Consider the following 22,007-nt stretch of genomic DNA (forward strand, 5'->3'; position numbering starts at 1 on the left):
CGCACGCATCGGGCCGGTCGCGCCCTTCCCCCCGCGAAGCCCCCCGAGCGCCCCCTTCGCCTCCGCGCGGGATGCGCGCAGCGCGGGCACCAGGCCGAAGAGGACGCTGGTCGTCAGCGACAGGCCCGCCGCGATGGCGAGCACGTGCGGCTCCAGCCGGAGTTCCTCCGGCGACACGACCTCTCCGGGGACGAACACGCGCAGGAGGTCCATCCCCCACAACGCCAGCAGCAGGCCCGCCGCGCCGCCCATCAGGGCCAGCACCGCGCTCTCCGCCAGGAACTGCCGCACCAGCCGTCCCCGGTCCGCGCCCAGCGCCGCGCGCACCGCCACTTCGCGCTCGCGGGCACTGGCGCGCGCGAGCAGCAGGTTCGCCACATTGGCGCACGCCACGCACAGCACCAGCGCCATCACTCCGGCCAGCAGCCACAGTTGCTCGCGCGAGGTCTCCACCACCTGCTCATGCAACGGCACCAGCCGCACCCCGGGCGCCGCTTCACTCCCGCCCATCGTCGCGGCCCAGGCGCGCGAGTGCGCCTCCAGCTCCGCGCGGGCGCGCTCCAGCGGGACACCCGGCCGCAACCGGCCCACGCCCCGCAGGTACAGCTCCTCCGAAGCCTGACCCGGGGGCGCGGGCGTCAGCGGCTTCCACAGGTCCACGCCCGGCCAGAAGCGGAACGACGCGGGCAGCACGCCCTGGACGACGTGGGGCGCGCCATCCAACGTGAGCGTCTGGCCCACCACGTCCGCGCGTCCACCGAAGTGGCTCCACCAGAAGGCGTGGGACACGAGCACGCTCCGGTCTCGCCCTGCCCCCTGGGACTCAGGTCCGAAGCCCTGTCCACGCTCGGGCCGCACGCCCAGCAGTGACAGCAGGCCCGGCGTCGCGAGCCCCGCGCGCACCCGCTGCGCCGCGCTCGGGCCGGTCAGCGTGTAGTCCATCGCGGTGGCGCCCTCGATGGCCTGGAACACGCCAGGGCGCTCGCGCCACGCCTGGAGGTACGAGTACGCCACACCGCCTCGCTCACGCTGCGGCGTGGACTGGTAGAGGCGCAGCAGCTCCTGGGGTTCGGGGTACGGCAGGGGCTTGAGCAGCACCTGATACACGAGGCTGAAGACCGCGGTGGTGGCCCCGATGGCGAGCGCGAGCGTGGCCACCACCACCGTGGTGAACACGGGCTCGCGGCGCATCCGGCGCAGCGACAGGCGGACGTCTTGGAGGAGCTGGGACATGGCGTCGGTCCAGGGCGGGCTGCAACTCTAGCGCCACGGCCGCCCTGCGGGTCGGAGGGCCTCCGGGACGGACGCGCGGTGTCCGCTCGTGGCACGTGGCGTCCCGCAAGCGGACAATGACCTTCTTTTCGGAAGGCAGGCGCGGGCGCGGGCGGTATGGATCGCCCATGCGAAATGCACTGATGGCGGCATCGCTCCTGGTCCTCGCGGGCTGTTCCCACTCGACGCCCACGGCTCCGGCGTCTTCCCCCCAGACGCAGGCGGCGGCCGTATCCGCACAGGCGCTGGTGGATGCGCCGGACCGCACGGAGGCGGACCGCAAGCTGGACGCGGGCCGGCATCCGGCCGCCCTGCTGGAGTTCGTGGGCGTGAAGTCCGGCATGCACGTGGCGGAGCTGATGGCGGGTGGCGGCTACACCACGGAGCTGCTGGCGCGCGCGGTGGGGCCCGAGGGCAAGGTGTACGGCGAGAACCCCAAGGTCGTGCTGGAGCGGTTCGCGGAGAAGCCGTGGCAGGAGCGGCTGGCGCGGCCGATGAACCAGAACGTGGTGCGCCTGGACCGTGAGCTGGACGCGCCCTTCCCGCCCGAGATGAACGGCACGCTGGACGCGGTGGTGAGCCACATCATCTACCACGACACGGGATGGCTGGGCGTCGACCGGGCGAAGATGAACGCGGCGGTGTTCCAGGCGCTCAAGCCGGGCGGCGTGTACGTCATCCTCGACTCCAGCGCGAAGGCGGGCACGGGCATCACGGAAGGCCAGACGCTGCACCGCATCGACGAGCAACTGGTGCGTGACGAGGTGCAGGCCGCGGGCTTCCAGTTCCAGGAGGAGAACAACACCTGGCGCAACCCGGAGGACACGCGCGACTGGAGCTCCAGTCCGGGCGCCGCGGGCGAGCGCCGGGGCACGAGCGACCGGTTCGCGTTCAAGTTCGTCAAGCCGTAGGCCCGGGACACGCTCATGGCCGCGCGCAAGTTCAAGGCGAAGCTCGAGGTTGCCAACGACATGGGAGGCCGGTTCGTGCGCTGTCCGTTCGACAGCCGCGAGGAGTACGGCGAAGCCCGGCCGCCCGTGGTGGGCACCGTCAACGGCCAGCCCTTCCGGAGCCGGTTGATGGTGTACGGAGGCATCACCTACCTGGGCTTCACCAAGGAGGTGCGCGAGGCCGCGGGCGTCGAGGACGGCGCGATGCTGAGCATCACGCTGGAGCGGGACACGGCACCTCGGGAGATCGAGGTGCCGGAAGACCTCCAGCGCGCGCTGAACGCGGAGCCCGCGCTGCGGGACGTCTTCACGAACCTGGCGTTCACGCACCGCAAGGAGTTCGTGAAGGCGCTCACCGAAGCGAAGAAAGAAGAGACCCGCGCCCGCCGCCTGGCCCAGACGCTGGAGAAGCTGCGCGCCAAGGTGGCAAAGTAGCCTCGGAGGCACACGAAGACATGGTCCCCAGGTGGCTTCGACTCGAGGAGGAAACGACCCTGTGGCGGGCAGTGCCCATCGTGGCGCTGCTGCTGCTCCTGGTCGCGGTGGTGTCCTTCGCCCCGTTTCCCCAAGCGCTGCGGATGGGTTACAGGAACAGCCCGCTCGCGGCCGCGGCAGGGCTGTCCTTCGTCCTGGCCATCGCGGCAATCCTGTCACGGGCACTCAAGCCGAGCCGGCGGCTGTCGGTGCTCTCATGGCTCCTGGCCTTACCAGTGTTCCTCTTGTTGCTCCTGGCGACGGCGGTGGCCTTCGGCCCGTTTGCCCTGCTGCTGCTGGATTTCCCGCTCGTGCTCGTGGCGGGGCTGTTCTTCGCCCTGGCCGTCCTGGGAATCCTGTCACGGGTGTCCAAGCCGAGCCGGCGGTTGTCGGTGCTCGCACTGCTCCTCGCCGCACCGGTGTGCTTCTTCTTCTCTGGCACGGCATACCAGCTCCGCGGGCTGTACCGGCTTCATGCCGTGGCGACCGAAGCCTGCCGGGCCGCTCGCGAGAATGCCCAGCCGACGTCCGATGACGCCTTCGAACATGCCGTCAGGCTCGCGAAGCTGTCGCCCTCACAAAGCGCTTCCATGGTGCTGAGCTGCAACAGCCATTTCGATCGGGTCTACATCACCAATGGCTTCGACCCGGTGTGGGGGATCTCCGACGACGGGGTCCTGCACTGAGCCCTCCATGGAACGCCAGGGGAATGAAGTAGCATCCGCCCCGATGACCTCTCCTCGTCCAGCGCCTTCTGCCCACGCCCAGTCCCAACAGAAGACACGCCTCCTCGCCTGTGGCGCGTCGGCCCTGCTCTTCGTGCTCGCCTGTGCGACGCCCGCGATGACCGTGTTCAACGCGAACAAGCGTGACGAGGAACAGATGTGGGGCCTCGCGCTGCTGCTCATGGGTTGGCTGGGGGTGTTCACGATGCAGTTCGGCTGGTTCGCGAACCCCCTGTTGTGCGTGGCCTTCGTCATGCTCCTGGTGGGTGCGGACCGGAAGGCGCTCTGGGTCGGCGGCGCGGCGTCCATCCTCGGACTGACGTCGCTCACCTGGTACATCAACCCCATCCCCGCGGATGAAAGCGGCGGGGACCGCTACCTGGAGCTGCTCTACCCCTCCATTGGCTTCATCTTCTGGCTGGGCAGCCTGCTGGTGATCCCTCTCACGGCCCATCACCTCTCGCAGCCCGAGGCGGAGTCGAAGCCTCAGGCGTCTTCATCACCCGAACCGGAAGCCTGACCTCTCACCGCCGTGAGCAGCAGGTCGTACTTGCCGCCCAGGAACGTGCGGAAGCCGTGCTGGTGCAGGTAGCGGCGGTAGAAGGACAGGTCCTTCACCAGCAGCGACAGGTCCGGTTCGCGCAGGTTGCGCACGCGCGCGCCGTACACGACCTCTCCGTCGCGGAAGCGTGAGTTGGGGAAGCCCAGCACCAGCGAGGCCCTGGGCTCCAGGTGCTCCTGCACCAGCTTGCGCAAGAGCGCCCGGTCATCCACGCCCGGGCTCTGCAACGTGCCCACCGACACCACCGCGTCGAAGCGGCCCAGGTCCGAGGGCAACGCGTTCAGGTCCGCCTGCACGAACGCATGGCGCGGATCCGGAAACGCCGCGCGAGCCTCCGCCAACGCACTCGCACTGTGGTCCACTCCGACGAAGCGGATGCCCTCCACATCCTCGAACGCGGCCAGCTCATCTCCCCGGTTGACGCCCAGGTCCAGGAGCCTCGCGCCCGGTGGCAGCGGCAGCCGCCCCACTGCCTCCAGCCAGGGCAGCAGGAAGCCCGCGTCCTCGAACTTCCGCACGCGCGCGAAGTCGGACGCGGCGCCATAGCGCTCCTGTGGCGCGTCCGTCCGTGTCCCGCCTCCCGCGTGCCACGAAGCCTCCGAGCCCAGTGGCTCGAACGTGAGCCGCACGTGCGTCGCATCCACCCCGCGGGGCGTGCGCAGGCGGCACGACAGCCCCTCCGCCAGGTCGCACCAGCTCCGCAGCGGCCGGTGCACGAGCCCACCCTCCACGCGCTCGCCGGGATAGCGCCCGTGGCCCAGGTCCGGATCCGGCACGTCGATGGACACGGGCCCGGACGCCAACAGCGCCTCCAGGTGGCGCAGGACGACAACCAACGGCTCGGCGTGGAAGCGGCGTGGGCTTTCGGCGGAGGGGCGCGACGACATGCGCCGCACCCTACTCCGCGTGGCTCAGTGGGACTCCACCACGATCTTCCCGAACGCGCTCCAGGGCCGCGGGCAGGGCCTCCGGCGGATGGCACGCGTCGATGACCGGCTTGAGCCCGGTGGCGTCCACCGCGCGCGCCAGTGCCTCCAGGTGCCCTCGTCGCCCCACCTTGCCCGTGCGGGTGCGCGCCGCCATCGACGCGCTCGCGCAGAAGCTTCCCGCCTTCGTCAAATGACGGCAGGCGACGCAGCGGCCCGCCGCGCCTGGATCTGTTCCCACACGAACGCGAGTACCAGGAACCCACCGCCCACCGAGCACACGCCCCGCCAGCCCGCGTGGTCCCACGCGATGGCGGAGAGCGCGGAACCACAGGCACCGCCCACGAAGTAGAACATCTTGTAGAGCGTGTTGAGGCGCGTCTGCGCGGTGGGGTGCAGGCGGTACAGCTCCGTCTGGTTGGACACCGTGGCGGCCTGCGCCCCCAGGTCCAGCAGCACCACGCCCGCGATGAGCCCGGCCCACAGCGTGCCGAAGACGGCGAACACCCCGAAGGCCGCCAGCATCGTGACGATGCACGCCCGGACGATGCGCCGCGCGCCAATGCGCTGCGCATGCCGGCCCGTGACATTCGCGGCGAGCGCCCCCACCGTCCCGATGAGACCGAACATGCCCGCCGTTCCCGGCCCCTGGTGGTACGCGTCACTGCTCAGGAAGAAGGCCAGCGAAGCCCAGAACGCGGAGAGCGCCGCGTACATCAGCGCGCCCGTGAACGCGATGGCCCGGAGCCCGGGCACGTCCCGCTGCAGCGTCCACAGCGACTGCAGGAGGCGCGGATAGGTCAGCCGCGTGGAGGACTCGTAGCGAGGCAGTCCCAGCCGCAGCGTCATCGCCAGGCCCACCATGGTCGCGCCGGCCGCGAAGTACACCCCACGCCAGCCCAGGTGTGTCGCCACGAAGCCGCTGAGCGTGCGGGAGATGAGCACGCCCACCAGCGCGGCGCTGAGCACCACGCCCAGGTTCCTCCCCCGCTCCTCGGGCGAGCTGAGCGCCGCGACGAAGGGGATGAGGATCTGCACCAGCACGGACGTCAGGCCAATGGCAACGCAGGCGGCCAGGAACAGCGGGAACGTGGGCGCCAGGCCCGCCGCGAAGAGCGCCGCCGCCGCGAGCCCCAGCATCGTCACCAGCAGACCGCGCTTCTCCAGCACGTCACCCAGCGGCGTCAGGAGCACCAGTCCGGCCACGTAGCCCAGCTGCGACATCATCGGCACGGAGCCCACGGCGGAGGCGGACAGGCCGAAGGTCCGCGCGATGACGCCCAGCAGCGGCTGGCTGTAATAGACGTTGCCCACCGCGAGCACCGTCGCCGTCGTCATCGTCCACAGCAGCCGGCGATCCATCGGCACGGCCTGGGGCACGGCGGTGGGGAGCACGGCGGAGGAGGTCTCCATGCGACATGCCTAGCGCTCCCCCAACCATACTTCCAATATATCATGGGTCTGGAACTCAGACCTGGAGCGTATGGACCATGGAGCTGCGCCACCTGCGGTACTTCGTCGCGGTCGCGGAGGAGCTCAGCTTCACCCGCGCCGCGAAGCGCCTGCACATCGCCCAGCCGCCGCTCAGTCAGCAGATCCGCAAGTTCGAAACGGAACTGGGTGGAGCCCTCTTCGAACGCGAAGCCCGCGCGGTGCGCCTCACGAAGCTGGGACGCGAGCTGCTACCGGAAGCCCACCAACTCCTGGAGCGTGCGAAGCGGTTCCAGGAGCACGCGGCGCGGCAGGCCCGGGGCGAACAGGACGTGCTGGTGCTGGGCCTCATCTCGTCGTTCGCGACGCCGCGGTTCGCGGCGATGCTGCGGGCCTTCCAGAAGAAGGTGCCGGGGGTCCACATCGAGCTGAGCAACCATCCCTCCGCGTGGCAGCTGGAGGCCCTGGAGCGGGGCACGCTGGACGTGGGCATCCTGCGCCCGCGGGAGCGGATGCCTCCGGACGTCGTCTCGCACCTCATCCGCCGCGAGCCCTTCCGGCTGGCGGTGCCCTCACGGCATCCGTTCGCGAAGCGGAAGGCGGTGGCGTGGAAGGAGCTGCGGGAGGAGCCGCTCGTCCTGGTGGAGCCCGGCGTCGCGCCGCCGGACTACTACGCGGGGTTCTTCGAGCGGCTCCGCGACGCGGGGGTGGAACCGGCGGTGCGCCAGTACGCGCAGAACGTCGCGACGAAGATCTGGTTCGTCTCCGCGGGCTTCGGCATCGCGCCCATGCCGCACACGCCCGACACGGAGCACCATTCGGGCGTGGCCTTCATCGACCTGCCGGAGGACGCGCCGGTGACGAACACCGCCATCGCGTGGCGCAAGGCCGGAAGCTCCCCGGCCCTGCTGCGGTTCGTCGAGTTCGCGCGCGAGTCCTTCGCCGCGGGCTGAACCCTTACGACGACTCCTCCACCACCGCCCGCCGGATGCCCTTCAGCTTGTCGGGGTTGCGCGTGACATAGAGGGCGACGATGCGGCCATCCTCGATGCCGAGCGCCGTCGTCTGCAGCGTCCCGTCCGGCTCCAGCGTGACGAATGCGGGCAGGCCGTCGATGGTGCCCTCATGCACGAGCTGCGACGCGTTCACGCCCGCGCGTCGGACGAACGCCTCGAGCATGCGCACGATCTTCTCCTGGCCGAAGATGGGATTGAGCACCGCCTTCGTCTTGCCGCCCCCATCCGCGTAGAACACGACATCCTGGGCGAGGAGCGCCTGGAGCGCGTGCGTGTCTCCGCTCCGGGATGCGGCGTAGAACGCCGAGGCCAGCTCATGGCCCCGGGCCTCCGTCACCGGGAAGCGGGGCCGGGCCTCCTGCACGTGGGCCCGCGCCCGGCTGGCCAGCTGGCGGCACGCCGCGGGATCGCGCTCGATGGCCTTCGCCACCTGCTCGAAGTCCATGCCGAACACGTCGTGCAGGAGGAACGCGGCCCGCTCCAGCGGAGACAGCCGCTCCAGGGCCATCATCAGGGTCAGCGTCAAATCGTCGCCCTCCACCATCGGCTCGATGATGGGCTCTGGAAGCCAGGTGCCCACGTACTCTTCGCGCCGGACGCGCGCGGACTTCAGGACGTCCAGACACAGGCGCGTCACCGTCCGGACGAGCACGGCCTCGGCGTCCCGCACGGCGTCGCGGTCCGTCTGGTGCCAACGCAAGTACGCCTCCTGCACCACGTCCTCCGCCTCCGCGACGATGCCCAGCATCCGGTACGCGATGCGGAGCAGGCGGGGGCGGAGCGGGTCGAAGACGTCCGCGGGATTTGAATCAGGCGGCTTCACTGCGCGCAGTCACCGGGTGGATGGACCGGAAGCCAATGGCGAACCGGTTCCAGGAGTTGATGACACCAATCATGAGGGTCAGCTTGACGATCTCCTCGTCGGTGAAGTGTGGCTTGAGCGCAGCGTAGTCCTCATCCGGGGCATGCGTCTGGGAGATGAGCGTCAGGGCCTCGGTCCAGCCCAGGGCCGCCCGCTCGCGCTCGGTGTACAGCGGCGACTCGCGCCAGCCATCCAGCAGGTAGATGCGCTCCTCGGTCTCGCCATGGGCACGGGCGTCACGGGTGTGCATGTGGATGCAGAAGGCGCAGCCGTTGAGCTGGGACGAGCGGATCTTGACCAGCTCGCGGAGGCTGGGCTCCAGGCCCAGGGCCTCCACCTTCTTGCTGAACTCGACCATGAGGTTGACGGCGTCCGGCGCGACCGCGAAGGCATTCATCCGGGTCTTCATGTGCAGCTCCTCGTTCTGGGGGCGAAGTGCCCTTCCATCTCCAGGACGACGCAGCGGGGGCCGCGTGTGACATGGCCCTTTAAAAAGCGATTCGAGGCTCAGGCAGCTTCACTGCGAGGGGTCACCGGGTGGATGGCCCGGAAGCCGAGGACGAGCCGGTTCGCGACGTTGATGACGCCAATCATGAGGGTCAGCTTCACGATCTCCTCGTCGGTGAAGTGTGGCTTGAGCGCAGCGTAGTCCTCATCCGGGGCATGCGTCTGGGAGATGAGCGTCAGGGCCTCGGTCCAGCCCAGGGCCGCCCGCTCGCGCTCGGTGTACAGCGGCGACTCGCGCCAGCCATCCAGCAGGTAGATGCGCTCCTCGGTCTCGCCATGGGCACGGGCGTCGCGGGTGTGCATGTGGATGCAGAAGGCGCAGCCGTTGAGCTGGGACGAGCGGATCTTGACCAGCTCGCGGAGGCTGGGCTCCAGGCCCAGGGCCTCCACCTTCTTGCTGAAATCCACCATGTGACTGAGGGCGTCCGGCGCGACCGCGAAAGCATTCATCCGGGGCTTCATGTGTAGGTCCTCGTTCGGGGGGCGAAGTGCCCTTCCAGCCCCAGGACGACGCAGCCGGTGCCGCGTGTGACATGGCCGTTTTAAATGCCTAAAAAGGACTCCGGATGAAGACCGTGACCGATGTGGAGACGCTCGAACGCCTGTACGGCGTGCCCGGGAAGTCGTCCGTGCTCAAGGAGGTGGACCACCTCCACCCGGCGTACCGACCCTTCATCGAGCGATCGCCGTTCATGGTGCTCGCCACCTCCGGCCCTGAAGGGCTGGATGCCTCGCCGCGAGGAGACCCCGCCGGGTTCGTGGTCATCGAGGACGCGCGCACGCTGCTGTTGCCCGACCGCCGAGGCAACAACCGCATGGACTCGCTGCGGAACATCGTGGCGGATCCGCGCGTCGCGCTGCTGTTCTTCGTCCCGGGCGTGAACGAAACCCTGCGAGTCAACGGCCGGGCGAGCATCGTCATCGAGCCGTCCATGCTCGAGCGCTTCACCTTCGAGGGAAAACAGCCCCGCTCCGTGCTGCGCATCGCCGTGGAGACGGTCTACTTCCAGTGCAGTCGCGCATTGATCCGCTCCGGGCTCTGGGACCCGGCCCGGCAAGTCCCCCGCGCCGAGTTCCCGAGCCCCGGATCCATCCTCGAAGCGCTGAGTCCGGAAGACTTCGACGGAGGCGAGTACGACCGAGAGCTGCCAGCCCGGGTGAAGACGACGCTGTACTGAGCCTCAAGCGGCCGCGTCGAACACCGTGGCCTTGCGCACGCGAACGCGGAGCGTCTGGCCGGCGCGCACGCCCTCCAGCGCCGGCCCGATGACGCGCAGGAACGCGTCTCCCACGGGGAAGCGGTACTCCGCCGCGTGCCCCAGGAACAGGCGAGCCGAAAGCACCAGCGGCGTTCCGGTCTCCCCCAGCTCCAGATCCTCCGGACGCACGACCAGCGTTCCCGGTCCGGGCTTCGCGTCCTCGGGCAGCTCGAACGAGGTCTCCGTCCCCGCGCAGAGGAAGGCACCTGCGCGCACCTCGCCCCGCAGCACGTTCGCGCCTCCGACGAAGCCCGCGACGAACGGAGTCGCCGGTTCCCGGTACAGCCGCTCCGGAGTGTCCACCTGTTCGATGACGCCCTGGTTCATCACGGCGATGCGGTCCGACAGGGCCAGCGCCTCGCCCTGGTCGTGCGTGACGAACACGAGCGTCGTGCCCAGCCGGGCTCGCAGCGCGGCGATTTCCGCGCGCAGCTCCTCGCGCAGGGCCGCGTCCAGGTTGGACAGGGGTTCGTCCAGCAGCAGCACGCGAGGCCCCGCCACCAACGCCCGCGCGAGCGCCACGCGCTGCAACTGTCCGCCGGACAGTTCGTGCGGCATCCGCGCTGCATAGGCCTCCAGTCGCACCCAGCGCAGGGCTTCGTGCACGCGGGAAGCCACCTCGTGGCGGGGCACCTTCCGGAGCGACAGGGGATAGGCGACGTTCGCTTCGACGCTGCGATGCGGCCAGATGGCATAGCTCTGGAACACCATGCCCAGGCCGCGCTTCTCGGGAGGAACGCGCACGCCGGGTCCAGCGACCACTTCATCCCCCAGGCGGATGACGCCCGCATCCGGATGCTCCAACCCCGCGAGCATCCGCAGCGTCGTCGTCTTCCCGCATCCAGAAGGGCCCAGCAGGGACACCAGCTCGCCCTGCCCCACTTGAAGGCTCAAGCCACGCACCACGGGCGTCCCGCCGTAAGCCTTGACCAGGTCCTCCAGGACGATGGCCGCCATCACCGCACCTCCGGAACTCGACGCCGGGCCCACGCCAGCACGGCCTGTCCCGCGACCACCAGCGCCACGAACGCGCAAGCGAGCACGGCCGCGGCGGCCGGATCCGCGTAGCTCTGCAATTCGAACAGCAGCGTGCCCAGGACCTCGGAGCCCGCGGGCACCAGCAGCACGGACAGCGTGATCTCCGTGGCGCACGCGAGGAACGCGAGCACGAACGCCACCACGAGCGCGGGCCGAAGCAGCGGAAGCGTCGCGTCCACGAACGCACGCACGGGTCCGGCACCACCGACGCGCGCGGCCTCCGCGAGCGAAGGATCCACCTGGGCCAGGGCCTCGGAGCTGTTGCGTTCGCCGAGCGCCAGGTACTTCCCCACGTAGCCCACGAGCATCAGCCACGGCGTATGCGCCAGCGCCAGCACGAACGCCACGCGGTCCAGCACCACCAGCCGCCAGTCCCGAGAGAACGCCACCAGCAGCGCGAGCGCCAGCACCGTGCCCGGAACCGCGAAGGGCCACACCGCCATCGCTTCCACGGCCGCGCCGCCACGACGAAAGGCTCGCCGAAGGAGCGCGCCTGCAAGGCCCAACCCCACCACCAGCAGGCCCGCCCCCGCGGCGAGCAGCACACTGCGCCCCGTGGCCCGCAGCGTACGTGCGTCCCACAGCACCCCAGACCAGTGCGACAGCGTCAGCGCGTCCCAGGTCAGCGCCGCGCCGAAGCTGCGCTGCAGCGAAGTGAGCAGGATGGCCGCCAGGGGCAGGACCACCAGCACCCCGCCCACGAGGCCCACTCCGGCGAGCGCGGCGGTCCGCCACGTCCCCAACGCGAGCACGCGAGGAGACACGCCCTTCCCCGCGCTCAATCGCACCCGTCCGCTTCGGCCCAGCACCCACGTCAGTCCCAGCGCCATCGGCGTAAGCAGAAGGAGGAACGACGCGAGCACTGACGCACGAGGCAATCCCTCCTCGCTGCCCAGCAGCACCAGTTCATAGATGCGCGTGGTGAGGACGCGGGTGGGCGGAGACGCCGAAACGCCCAGCAGATACGGCACGCCGAAGGACGATGCTGCCATGAGGAACACCATCACGGCGCCCGACAACAGCGCGGGCATCACCAGGGGAACGGTGGTGTTCAGCACGGCGCGAAGCGGCGAAGCGCCACACACCCGGGCCGCTTCTTCCAGAGCCGGATCCACGCGCCGCAGCGCCGCCGCCCCCGCGAGCAGCACCAGCGGCAGGCCCGAGAGTCCCTCCACGAACGCGATGCCCGCCGCGCCATAGAGGTCGAACACGTCCGCGCCCAGCATGCGGTTCAGGTAGCCAGCACGAGGGCTCGCGAGCGACAGCCACCCCATGCCCCAGATGAACGCGGGGATGGCGGACGGCAGCGTGAACAGCACGGTGAACGCGCCACGCAGGGGCAGGTCCGTGCGGAACAGGAGAAAGGCCAGCGGAGCCCCCAGGCACAGCGCCCACGCCGTCGCGCCCAGCGAAATGCCCAGCGTGTTCACCAACGCCCCGGACTCCGCCGCGAGCACCGAACCCAATCCCCCCGTCGCCGCACCCACGCCCCGCACCAGGAGCGCCACGACCGGGACCACCGCGAAGAGCAGCAGCGGCACGAGCCACAAGGCCAACGCAATCCACCGCCCCCTCATCGCACGCCCCCATCAAGGCTCACGTGCTGGTGCTTGCGGTACGCCAGTCCTTCGGACAGGCCGCCAATCCAAGCGGATGAGAAAGGAAGAATCCTGAAGAGGCGCCCCGACGGCGGCCCACTGAAAAAACCTGTCCGACTGTCGGACAAGCCTGGGCCACCGCACGAGCCTGTCCGACTGTCCGACTGGTTTGGACTACCGAGCGAACCTGTCCGACTGTCCGACAGGTTTGGCCTATCGAGCGAACCTGTCCGGCTGTCGGACAGGCCAGGGCCACCGCACCAACCACTCCGACTGTCCGACAGGTTTGGACCATCGAGCGAACCTGTCCGACTGTCCGACAGGTTTGGACCATCGAGCGAACCTGTCCGACTGTCCGACAGGTTTGGACAGCCGCCGGGGCCCCCGCGTGCTGACGGCTTCCCGCTGTCGCTCCCCATCGTCCTGGCTGCATCCTCAGTCAGGACGGAGGTGCTCCCTTCCCAACAGGGCAGCGAAAACCTGTCCGACTGTCGGACAGGTTTTGAGCGCGCCGCTCCGGCGGAGGCCCACTCCCGTCCTCCGAAGGGGCGTTCCTGACTCATCGCGCGAACGCCCGGCTGAAGGCTTCCTTGATGTCGCCGCCGTGCAGCAGCCCCTGCTCCAGCAGCTCGGGCGTCCAGGCCTGCGCGCGGCTCAGCAATCCGTCCACGCCGGACTCTCCACGCGGGCCGCTCAGGCGCGGGTCCACGGCGTGCATGTCCCCCTTCTCCACGATGATGCGCTGGCCCTCGGGCGACAGCAGCACGTCCACCAGCGCCTTCGCCGCCACCGGATTGCGAGTCGACGCGAACAGTCCCACCGGTCCCGGGATGACCACCGCGCCGTCCTCCGGCCAGATGACCTCGATGGGACTGCCCTTCGCCTTCGCCGTCAGCGCGTTCTCCAGCAGCAGCACGCCCGCGTCCACCTCGCCGCTCTCCACCTTCTGGAGCACCGCCGCGTTGCCACCCGCCACCACCGCGCCCCGCGCCCTCAGCCCGGCGAAGTAGGCATCTCCGCGCCGCGCGTGCAGGAACACCGCCCACGTGAACGCGGTGCCCGACGTGAGTGGATCCCCGATGGCCACCCGTCCTTTCCAGCTTCCATCCACCAGCGCAGCGAACGACTTCGGCGCCTCGCCTGCGCCCACGCGGTGCACCAGGACCATCGTGGACAGCCGCACGGCCGCGTACCTCGCGTCCAGGTCCAGCAGCGTTCGCGGAATGCGCAGCGCGTTCACGGACGCGTAGCGCAGGAACGCGCCATCCCGCGCCAACCGCTCGTAGAGGAACGGATCCGACGTCATCAGCACGTCCGCCCGCACCGCGCCCGCGGCCCGCTCCGCCTCCAGCCGGCTGGCCACCTTCTCACTGCCCGCCTGGTACCAGTGCACCTGCACGCCGGGCAGCCGCTCCTTCAGCAAGGGCTCCATCGCATCCAGCACGTGCCGGTACATCGACGTGTAGACCCACACCTCGCCAGACGGGGTCGAGGCCTGCGCCACGGCGGCGCCTCCCGACGGCGCGGCGGATTCAATGCGGCACGCGGCCAGGAGGATCAGCGCGAGGAGCGGACCCACGCGCCGCACAAGGAGGGGAATGCGCATGCGGGTGTCGATTATGCGGCACACGCCCGCCCTGCACACGCACTCCGCAGCGGTGGCTCCTGCACATTCGACCCTCGCGCCCGTTGTCCCGGGCGGCGCCCGGTCCCAACGTCGGCCTCCCAGACGCTGCCTGCCCTCTGGAAGAAGGACGTCCGCGCATGACCCGGAAGGAATTCCTCGCCGCGACGCTGTCGCTGATGGTTGCCCCACCCGTGCTTGGGGCTTCACCCGCGAAGGCGAAGAACGCGTCCGCCGTGCCCCGCCGCAAGCTGGGCCGCACCGGCCAGGAGGTTTCGTGCATCGGGCTCGGGGGCTTCCACATCGGCAAGCAAAAGGAGGAGTCGGAGAGCATCGCGCTCATCCGCGGCGCGTTGGACCAGGGCATCAACTTCCTGGACAACTGCTGGGACTACAACGACGGCAAGAGCGAGGAGCGCATGGGCAAGGCGCTGCGCGACGGCTACCGCGCCAAGGCCTTCCTGATGACGAAGGTCGACGGCCGCGACAAGAAGACCGCCGCGAAGCAGATCGACGAATCCCTCCAGCGTCTCCAGACAGACCACCTGGACCTGCTCCAACTCCACGAAGTCATCCGAGACAACGACCCCGACCGAGCCTTCGCCGAAGGCGGCGCCATCGAGGCGATGAAGGACGCGCAGAAGGCCGGCAAGGCGCGCTTCCTGGGTTTCACCGGCCACAAGTCCCCGGACATCCACCTGAAGATGCTGGAGACGGCGAAGAAGCACGGCTTCCGCTTCGACACCGTGCAACTGCCCCTCAACGTGATGGACGCCCACTTCAACAGCTTCGAGCAACGCGTGCTGCCCGTGCTCGTGAAGGAGGGCATCGGCGTGCTCGCCATGAAGTGCATGGGCGACCCGTTCATCCTGGACAGCAAGACCGTCACCGCGCCCGAGTGCCTCCGCTACAACCTGTCCCTGCCCGTCAGCGTCGTCATCACCGGCATCGACTCGCAGGAGCGCCTGCAGCAGGCGCTGACCGCGGCGCGCACCTTCAAGCCCCTGAGCGAAAAGGAAGTCCAGGCCCTGCTCGCCAGGACGAAGGACGCTGCCCAGGACGGCGCCTACGAGAAGTACAAGACGAGCCACCACTTCGACGGAACCGTCCAGAATCCCCAGTGGCTCGGCTGAGGCGCTTCCAGACTTCCTGGCAAGACGCGTTAAAACCGGCAAATATGAATGCTCCCCCTACCCCGGAGCATTCATGCACCGCCCTTTTCGAGCAGGCCTCGTCGCCGCAGGACTCCTGACCACCCTCTCCGGCTGTTCTCCCGAGCCGGAAGCCGCCGCCCCGGTGGAGGCGGAGGGTTACGGCCAGACGCAGCAGGGCGAGCGCGCGTACGACCCGGGCTCGGGGTGGTCGCTGTCGTGGCAGGACGACTTCACGGGCACGGCGCTGAACACGGGCGCGTGGAACGTGCTGACCAGCAACTGGGATCCGGTGACCAACAACTGCAACTTCGGCACGGGTGAGCTGGAGTTCCCGCGCGCGCAGAACGTGGCGGTGGCCAATGGCAAGCTGATCATCTCGGCGGAGCGCACGGCGGACAACCCCACGGACTCGCGCTGCGCGGGGCAGTACCGGTCGTTCTATTCCGGCCGCATCCACACCAAGGGCAAGGTGGAGGGGCGCTACGGGAAGATCGTCGCGAGCATCAAGGTCCCGCCGGGCTACGGCATGTGGCCGGCGTTCTGGACGCTGGGCTCGAACATCCAGAGCGCGGGCTGGCCGGCCGCGGGCGAGATCGACATCCTGGAGTGGAAGTCCACGGAGCCCACGTGGATGAAGTCGGCGCTGCACTGGCACAACGGCGGCAACGCGGACTGGGGCACGGGCGCGAGCCGTGGCGTGGACCTGTCGCAGGACTTCCACACGTACGAAGTGGAGTGGAACGCGAACACCATCGTGTTCCGCCTGGACAAGGACTTCGTGTCCACGGCGACGTTCAACCACAACGAGTCGGAGTTCCAGCAGAACCACTACCTCATCCTGAACCTGGCGCTCGGCGGCGTCTGGTACGGAAACCCGGCGCCGGCCTCCATCGACCTGGCCTGGGGCGCGAAGAAGACGATGGAGGTGGAGTGGGTGCGCTGGTACCAGCCGGGCGGCTCGCAGTCGCTGGGGCTGACCAACCCGGGCTTCGAGAACGGCATGACGGGCTGGACCACCTGGAGCCCGAACGGCACGGGCACGGCGGCGTTCTCGGAGACGTACAACGGCGGGCACTCGGGCAGCTTCCACCTGACGCAGTGGACGTCGGCGGCGGCCTACGAGGCGTGGACGTACCAGACGAAGTCCGGTCTGGCGTCCGGCAACTACAAGCTGCGCGCCTGGTTCCGCAAGGGAGGCACGTTCGACTTCGCGCGCTTCCAGGTGAAGAACTGCGGTGATTGCGCGCCGGCCATCACCAACCTGGGCACCTACGGCAACTACACGTTGCTGGAGACGCCCGCCATCAACGTCACCAACGGCTACCTGGAGTTCGGCCTGCACAGCAAGTCGCCGGCCCACAACGGCTCCAACTTCATCCACATGGATGACGTGGAGCTGATCAAGCTGTAGGCCCTGATTGCCTTCACGCGCGCGCCGGAGATGGCACCGGCGCGCGCAGTGGCGCTGCGACTTACGGCACGAGCACGAAGTCGTCCATGTACAGCGTGCCCTGATCCGATCCCGATTCGTCCATCACGTAGAAGTCATCCACCGTGCCGGACGTCGCGCCCAGGGCGCTGAGCGGGATGGAGACCTTCTGCCAGGTCCCCGCCGCGATGGGGTGCCCCAGCGCCGTCTCCAGGCTCATGCTGCCCAGCGGCGTGCCGCCGTTGTAGAGCGCCAGCCGCACCTGCTGTCCACCCGTCGTGCCTCCGTGCACCCAGAGGTCGATGGACTGGTACAGCGACAGATCCAACCCCGAGTGGTGGAACATCAGCGCCTCCCAGTAGTCCGGCTCGAAGCTGACCGCCGTGGACCCGGAGTGCACCGTGACGGACTGATCCAGATCGTGCGTCGCCCAGCTCCAGTTCTGGAAGCCGCTGCCCATCGCGTCGTCGTAGACCACCGTGCCCACCGACGGCGGCGCCTCAGTAAGACCGTCCGTCAGCGCGAGTCCCTGCTCCACCGTCACCGTGCGGATCCCCGTGGACTGCACGTAGTTGAGGATGTTCGTGAAGTTCGTCGTCCGGTACTGCGTCTCGCGCGTGGGCGCGCTGCTGGTGAACTCGTGGAAGAGGATGATGAGCCAGCTCTTCTCCGCGATGGCCTGGTTGATCCACCCCTTCACCTGCGCCACCGTCACCGCGCTCGACACGTCGTTGGCGCGCAGTTCGTAGATGACCGTGTCCTTGAAGTTGCGGCCCGCGTTGATGGTGCGGTGGCTGGCGTACTCTGTCTTCAGCGCCGTCATCACCGTCGCGTTGTACGCGCCGTAGGGTGACGCGAAATCCTTGCCGCACATCGCCCCCACGTTCGTCTGCAGCCACGTGCGCGAGTCGTGCAGTTCCGACGTCAACTGCGCGGGCGTCAGCGACGTGAGGTCCGCGTGCGTGCGCGTGTGGCTGGCGATTTCATTGCCCTCCGCCTTGAGCGTCTGCACCTGCGCGAGGCTCATGTAGCCGCCCCATCCCTGCGCCACCGCGTCGGTGACCAGGTAGTACGTCGCGGGGATGTTCCGCGACTTCAGCGCAGGCCGCGCCAGCGTGTACTGCGTGCTCCAGCCGTCATCCAACGTGATGGAGATCATCCCTTCCGCGAACGGCGACGCGGCAAAGGCCGAGGAAGAGCAAAGCAGCGCCGCGGCGCATAGCGCGCGGGACGTCCAATTCATCCAGGTCATGTCCGGGTATCCCCTCTGTGAGGAGCTCCCAGGATAAGCGAAACCCAGACACCGCTTCCCGGACACCCGTCCGTGACGCGCGTGCTAGAAGTCGGACCGCCCATGAGTCTCTTCCGCCTCCCCTCCCTGCTGTGCGTGGTGCTCGCGCTCGCGGCGGGCTGCCAGCGTCCCGCGCCCCCCGCTCCGGAAGCCCAGGCGCGGCGGATCGTCTCGCTGTCGCCCTCTGTCACGGAGACGCTGTTCGCGCTGGGCGCAGGCGCGGAGATCGTGGGCGTGTCCGACTACACCGCCCTGCCCCAAGGCACGCCCGCCCTGCCCAAGGTGGGCACCACGTTCGCGCCGAACTTCGAGGCCATCGCGAAGCTCAAGCCCACGCTGCTCGTGGATCAACAGGTGAAGCAGGCCCCCGCGGAGGCGCTCTCCGCGCTCGCGCCGCTGAAGGTGCTCCCGTGGACGTCGCTCCAGGAGGTCGTCGGCAGCGTGAAGGAGCTGGGCCGGCTGAGCGGCCGAGAGCCCCAGGCCGAGGCGCTCGCGGAGAAGCTGAGCCAGACGCTGTCTCGCCCCGCTCCGAAGGATGCTCCCCGAGTGTTGCTGGTGCTGGGCGACACTGCGGGCACGCTGTCGGAGGTCTGGTACATGAAGCGCGCGTCGCTGCACGGCGCCGCGCTGGAAGCGGCGGGGGCTCGCAACGCCGTCGCGGAGGACGTCACGGGACCGCCCAACCTGTCGCTGGAGGGTGTCATCGCGCTGGATCCGGACGCGGTGCTGGTGCTGATCAGCGCGCCGGCCCTGGATGCCGCGAAGCAGGCGCAGCTCCTCGCTCCGTGGAAGCAGCTCACCGGACTGCGCGCGGCGCGAGAGGACCGGGTGCGGCTGGTCATCGGGCCCGACGTGCAGTCCACCGGGCCCGGCATCCTCGACGTCGTCGAGCGGCTCCGCGCCGCCCTGGGCACCCTGCCCTCCGCACGATGACGGCCGGGCTGACGCTGGACGCGGTGACGGTGCGGGCTCGGGGGCGGACGCTCCTGGACAGCGTGTCCCTGCGCGTGGCCCCCGGTGACTTCGTGGCCATCGTCGGGCCCAACGGCGCGGGCAAGTCCACGCTCCTGCGCGTGGCGCTGGGCCTGCTGCGTCCGGACGCCGGACATGTGTTCGTGGACGGGCAGGACGTGTCGGGCCTCGCCCCCCGGGAGCGCGCGGCGCGGCTCGCGTGGCTGCCCCAACGGCTGGAAGCGGCGGAGCCCATCACCGCGCTGGAGCAGGTCGTCTCCGCGCGCTACCGCTTCCCTGAATCCCGCCGGGCCTCCGAGACAGCTGCACACCAGGCTCTGGCGGAAGCAGGCGCCCAGTCCTTCGCCCTGCGCCCCATCACGGAGCTGTCCGGCGGTGAGCGGCAGCGAGTGGCGGTCGCCGGGCTGCTCGCGCAGGAGACCCCGCTGGTGTTGCTGGACGAGCCCGCCAACTTCCTGGACCCCGCGCAACAGATGGAGCTGTACACGCGCATGGGACACCTCTGGCGCGCGGGACGCGGCATCCTCTGCGTCACCCACGACGTCAACGTGATCTCGCACGCCCACGCTCCAGGCACGCGCGCTCCCCGCGTCGTGGGCCTGTTCCAGGGCCGCGTGGCCTTCGAGCGGAACCACGACGCCCCCGACCTGGGCGAACAGCTGGGCGAGCTGTTCGGCGTGCGCATGCACGGGACATCCGTGGAAGGCCATCGCGTCTTCGTGGGCCTGCCCCGGAGCGGAGGCGCCTCGTGAAGGCCTGGGTCCTCGTGGGGGTCTGCGTGGCCGCGTGCGCGGTGGCGCCGTTCATTGGCCCGGGGCTCTCCCCGGACTCGGTGGACTTCGTCTTCTGGCAGCTGCGCGTGCCCCGCACGCTGATGGCCATGCTGGTGGGCGGCACGCTGTCGCTGGTGGGCGCGGTGTATCAGTCCCTCTTCGCGAACCCGTTGGCCGCGCCCAGCACCGTGGGCACCACCGCGGGGGCGACCCTGGGCGCGCTGGTGGCCATCATCCTGGGGGCGCGGCTCGCGCCGGGTGGAGCGCCGATCATCACCGCCGCGGCCTTCATGGGGGCGCTCGGCGTCAGCCTGGTGGTGGCCGCCATCGCCGCGGGCCGCCGCGTGCGGATGAACGACGTGGTGCTCGCAGGCATCGCGTGCTCCATGGCGGCGGGCGCCATCTCCACCGGCTTGCAGTTCACCGCGGACTCCGCCGAGCTCATGGCCGCCATGCGCTGGTCGCTCGGCCACCTGCCGCAGGTGGGCTACGCGGGCGTGCGGCTCCTCACCCCGTTCGCGGCCGTCACCATCGTGGGGCTGCTCGCCCTCACCCGCGCGCTGGAGGTCTTCATCGCCGGCGAGGAGCACGCCGAGTCCCAGGGCGTCCCCGTCCGCCGCGTGCGCACGGTGGCCATTGGCCTGGGAGCGCTGGGCGTCGCCGCCTGCGTGGCGTGGTGCGGCCCCATCGCCTTCGTGGAGCTCATCGTCCCGCACCTGGTGCGCCGGACGCTCGGTGTGAGTCGCCGGGTGCTGCTGCCCGGGTCCGTGGTGGTGGGAGCCGCGTTCCTCGCGTTGTGCGATGCGTCGGCGCGGATGATCCTCCCCGGGCGTGAATTGCCCGTGGGAGTGGTGACGGCCGCCCTGGGCGCGCCCCTGCTCGTCTCCCTGCTCGCGCGCGCACGCTCCTGAAGCGCCCTGCCGGACAGGGCCACCCGGAGCGCAGCACCGCCTTCAGGACGAGGGGTACACGAGGCGAGTTCGGGTATATTCCGCGCCGCGTGGGGCCCCCGGCTGGGACGTGCCCCCTGGAACTTCACGAAAGGCTTTGGGCATGAAGCGACTGGGTAGCGTGGGTTTGATGCTGGGTGTGCTGACCCTGGGCGGTTCCTTCGGCTGCGCCGATGAGAAGGAAGAGAAGGCCAAGGAGCACCGGGTCAAGGGCACCAACTTCCTCGCCGACAAGAACTACGCGGAGGCGGTGAAGGAATACGAGGAGTCGCTGAAGATCGACCCGAACCAGGAGAAGGTCTGGGAGAAGAAGGCCTTCGCGCACATGCAGGCGGGCCAGACGGAGGAAGCCGCGCAGGCCGCGCTGAAGCTGGTGGACTACGCGAAGACGCCCGCTGAGAAGGCCGACGTCTACCGCAACGTCGCGGCGATGTACGCGAAGAGCGGCCCGCTGGACAAGGCGAAGCAGTATTTCGAGGAGTGCCTGAAGATCAACCCGAAGGACACCGACGCGCTCGGCTGGATCGCGGAGGTGCACTCGCAGCGCGGTGGCGCCCGCTCCATGTCCGCGCCCGCGGTCCCCGCGGAGCTGGAACTCGCGCTGAAGACGTATGATCAGGTCATCGCCATCAACCCGGACCTGCCCAACCCGTACCTGAACAAGCGCGTCGTGATGTTCAAGTACATCGAGCATGAGAAGGCCATGATGCAGGCCGCCGATCAGGAGGCCGTCGAGGCCGCCACGCCGCCCAAGCCGGAGAAGGGCAAGAAGCCCGTGGTGGATCCGACTGCCGCGGAGCGCGTCGCCGCCGCCAAGGCGAGCTCCGCCGCGCACGCCAAGCGCATCGAGGAGCTGACGGCCCAGGCCACCGAGGCGACCAAGCAGTTCAGCGAGGCGACCAAGCGCGCCAAGGCCGCTCAGGCCTCTGGCGCCACCAAGTAGTCCCGGTGGAGGGGACGGGGCCTAACGTCGGCCTCGTCCTCCCCCGAAGAGGGCCAGCAGCACGCCGCCCACGAGCGCGGCGCCGCCGCCCGCGACGTAGAGCGTGGTCTGCTCGGTGTTGCGGCCGGTGATGAGCTCGGAGGCGCGCTCCGTGAGCGAGTCCCGCGCCTTGAGCCCGGTGAACAGCAGCACTCCGCCCGCCACCGCGAGCATCAATCCCACGATTCGCACAGCACCCACACGGCCTCCTT

The 22,007-nt window shown here is 69.5% G+C and carries 24 protein-coding genes; 12 read left to right on the forward strand and 12 right to left on the reverse strand.

Annotation, left to right across the window (positions count from 1 at the left end; all coding sequences use genetic code 11):
• Positions 1-1,233, reverse strand: a 1,233-nt coding sequence (locus D7Y11_RS19365; RefSeq protein ID WP_126934415.1) for an FtsX-like permease family protein, incomplete at its 3' end; no start/stop codon positions are given.
• Positions 1,234-1,400: 167 nt separating this feature from the next.
• On the opposite strand from D7Y11_RS19365, the gene D7Y11_RS19370 reads away from it, so the two are divergent.
• The 4 genes from D7Y11_RS19370 (at position 1,401) to D7Y11_RS19385 (ending at position 3,941) form a co-directional block, all read left to right on the forward strand.
• Positions 1,401-2,183: a class I SAM-dependent methyltransferase gene (locus D7Y11_RS19370; protein WP_121753621.1), complete on the forward strand. Its 783-nt coding sequence runs from the start codon at positions 1,401-1,403 to the stop codon at positions 2,181-2,183.
• 15 nt (positions 2,184-2,198) lie between these two features.
• A complete protein-coding gene (locus D7Y11_RS19375; RefSeq protein ID WP_121753622.1) occupies positions 2,199-2,657 on the forward strand; it encodes a YdeI/OmpD-associated family protein in 459 nt (152 codons plus the stop codon).
• Between the two features lie 80 nt (positions 2,658-2,737).
• Positions 2,738-3,382, forward strand: coding sequence for a hypothetical protein (locus D7Y11_RS19380; protein WP_126934416.1), 645 nt, complete (start codon positions 2,738-2,740; stop codon positions 3,380-3,382).
• A 43-nt stretch (positions 3,383-3,425) separates the two neighbouring features.
• Entirely contained in the window at positions 3,426-3,941 is a 516-nt protein-coding gene (locus D7Y11_RS19385) for a hypothetical protein (RefSeq protein WP_120581624.1), read from the forward strand.
• Here the strand turns inward: D7Y11_RS19385 and D7Y11_RS19390 are convergent.
• The 3 genes from D7Y11_RS19390 to D7Y11_RS19400 are packed head-to-tail and all read right to left on the reverse strand — an operon-like array spanning position 3,908 to position 6,322.
• Entirely contained in the window at positions 3,908-4,870 is a 963-nt protein-coding gene (locus D7Y11_RS19390) for a bifunctional 2-polyprenyl-6-hydroxyphenol methylase/3-demethylubiquinol 3-O-methyltransferase UbiG (RefSeq protein WP_126934417.1), read from the reverse strand. The two genes, D7Y11_RS19385 and D7Y11_RS19390, sit on opposite strands and share 34 nt — an antisense overlap.
• 10 nt (positions 4,871-4,880) lie before the next feature.
• Positions 4,881-5,066, reverse strand: a complete 186-nt coding sequence (locus D7Y11_RS19395; protein ID WP_199753749.1) for a hypothetical protein — start codon at positions 5,064-5,066, stop codon at positions 4,881-4,883.
• 32 nt (positions 5,067-5,098) lie between these two features.
• The gene (locus D7Y11_RS19400; protein WP_126934418.1) at positions 5,099-6,322 is read right to left on the reverse strand and encodes an MFS transporter; all 1,224 of its coding nucleotides are present in this window, start codon (positions 6,320-6,322) and stop codon (positions 5,099-5,101) included.
• Between the two features lie 77 nt (positions 6,323-6,399).
• Between D7Y11_RS19400 and D7Y11_RS19405 the strand changes: the two genes are divergently transcribed.
• Entirely contained in the window at positions 6,400-7,293 is an 894-nt protein-coding gene (locus D7Y11_RS19405; protein ID WP_158641961.1) for a LysR family transcriptional regulator, read from the forward strand.
• A gap of 4 nt (positions 7,294-7,297) precedes the next feature.
• On the opposite strand, the gene D7Y11_RS19410 is transcribed toward D7Y11_RS19405, so the two are convergent.
• From D7Y11_RS19410 to D7Y11_RS19420, 3 genes are all read right to left on the reverse strand, one after another.
• Positions 7,298-8,179 (reverse strand): sigma-70 family RNA polymerase sigma factor, encoded by an 882-nt coding sequence (locus D7Y11_RS19410; protein WP_126934420.1) that lies wholly within the window; start codon positions 8,177-8,179, stop codon positions 7,298-7,300.
• Complete coding sequence (locus D7Y11_RS19415) at positions 8,166-8,627, reverse strand: carboxymuconolactone decarboxylase family protein (RefSeq protein ID WP_126934421.1); 462 nt, start codon at positions 8,625-8,627, stop codon at positions 8,166-8,168. Before D7Y11_RS19415 ends, D7Y11_RS19410 begins: the two co-directional genes overlap by 14 nt.
• Before the next feature lie 98 nt (positions 8,628-8,725).
• Positions 8,726-9,187 (reverse strand): carboxymuconolactone decarboxylase family protein, encoded by a 462-nt coding sequence (locus tag D7Y11_RS19420; protein ID WP_126934422.1) that lies wholly within the window; start codon positions 9,185-9,187, stop codon positions 8,726-8,728.
• A 104-nt stretch (positions 9,188-9,291) separates the two neighbouring features.
• On the opposite strand from D7Y11_RS19420, the gene D7Y11_RS19425 reads away from it, so the two are divergent.
• Entirely contained in the window at positions 9,292-9,903 is a 612-nt protein-coding gene (locus D7Y11_RS19425) for a pyridoxamine 5'-phosphate oxidase family protein (RefSeq protein WP_126934423.1), read from the forward strand.
• A gap of 3 nt (positions 9,904-9,906) precedes the next feature.
• Here the strand turns inward: D7Y11_RS19425 and D7Y11_RS19430 are convergent, their stop codons facing one another.
• The 3 genes from D7Y11_RS19430 to D7Y11_RS19440 all read right to left on the reverse strand — a co-directional run bounded on the left by D7Y11_RS19430 (position 9,907) and on the right by D7Y11_RS19440 (position 14,226).
• Positions 9,907-10,941: an ABC transporter ATP-binding protein gene (locus D7Y11_RS19430; protein WP_199753750.1), complete on the reverse strand. Its 1,035-nt coding sequence runs from the start codon at positions 10,939-10,941 to the stop codon at positions 9,907-9,909.
• Complete coding sequence (locus D7Y11_RS19435) at positions 10,941-12,599, reverse strand: iron ABC transporter permease (protein WP_121753628.1); 1,659 nt, start codon at positions 12,597-12,599, stop codon at positions 10,941-10,943. Before D7Y11_RS19435 ends, D7Y11_RS19430 begins: the two co-directional genes overlap by 1 nt.
• Positions 12,600-13,179: 580 nt before the next feature.
• Complete coding sequence (locus tag D7Y11_RS19440; RefSeq protein ID WP_126934425.1) at positions 13,180-14,226, reverse strand: ABC transporter substrate-binding protein; 1,047 nt, start codon at positions 14,224-14,226, stop codon at positions 13,180-13,182.
• Positions 14,227-14,384: 158 nt separating this feature from the next.
• On the opposite strand from D7Y11_RS19440, the gene D7Y11_RS19445 reads away from it, so the two are divergent.
• Entirely contained in the window at positions 14,385-15,377 is a 993-nt protein-coding gene (locus D7Y11_RS19445) for an aldo/keto reductase (protein WP_126934426.1), read from the forward strand.
• A 73-nt stretch (positions 15,378-15,450) separates the two neighbouring features.
• A complete protein-coding gene (locus D7Y11_RS19450; protein ID WP_120577795.1) occupies positions 15,451-16,809 on the forward strand; it encodes a family 16 glycosylhydrolase in 1,359 nt (452 codons plus the stop codon).
• Between the two features lie 61 nt (positions 16,810-16,870).
• Here D7Y11_RS19450 and D7Y11_RS19455 read toward each other — a convergent pair whose 3' ends face one another.
• Positions 16,871-18,079 (reverse strand): polysaccharide deacetylase family protein, encoded by a 1,209-nt coding sequence (locus D7Y11_RS19455; protein ID WP_126934427.1) that lies wholly within the window; start codon positions 18,077-18,079, stop codon positions 16,871-16,873.
• Between the two features lie 102 nt (positions 18,080-18,181).
• Between D7Y11_RS19455 and D7Y11_RS19460 the strand changes: the two genes are divergently transcribed.
• From D7Y11_RS19460 to D7Y11_RS19475, 4 genes are all read left to right on the forward strand, one after another.
• Complete coding sequence (locus D7Y11_RS19460) at positions 18,182-19,051, forward strand: ABC transporter substrate-binding protein (protein ID WP_211486919.1); 870 nt, start codon at positions 18,182-18,184, stop codon at positions 19,049-19,051.
• Complete coding sequence (locus tag D7Y11_RS19465) at positions 19,048-19,842, forward strand: ABC transporter ATP-binding protein (protein WP_126934429.1); 795 nt, start codon at positions 19,048-19,050, stop codon at positions 19,840-19,842. Before D7Y11_RS19460 ends, D7Y11_RS19465 begins: the two co-directional genes overlap by 4 nt.
• Positions 19,839-20,774, forward strand: coding sequence for an iron ABC transporter permease (locus tag D7Y11_RS19470; protein WP_126934430.1), 936 nt, complete (start codon positions 19,839-19,841; stop codon positions 20,772-20,774). Before D7Y11_RS19465 ends, D7Y11_RS19470 begins: the two co-directional genes overlap by 4 nt.
• 142 nt (positions 20,775-20,916) lie before the next feature.
• On the forward strand, positions 20,917-21,756 hold the full coding sequence (locus D7Y11_RS19475) for a tetratricopeptide repeat protein (protein WP_121753633.1): 840 nt from the start codon (positions 20,917-20,919) through the stop codon (positions 21,754-21,756).
• Positions 21,757-21,777: 21 nt separating this feature from the next.
• Here D7Y11_RS19475 and D7Y11_RS19480 read toward each other — a convergent pair whose 3' ends face one another.
• Positions 21,778-21,996, reverse strand: coding sequence for a DUF3185 family protein (locus D7Y11_RS19480; protein WP_169820623.1), 219 nt, complete (start codon positions 21,994-21,996; stop codon positions 21,778-21,780).
• Positions 21,997-22,007: the final 11 nt, after the last annotated feature.

It is taken from the genome of Corallococcus sp. AB018 (assembly GCF_003986945.1).
Classification (GTDB): Bacteria; Myxococcota; Myxococcia; order Myxococcales; family Myxococcaceae; genus Corallococcus; species Corallococcus exiguus.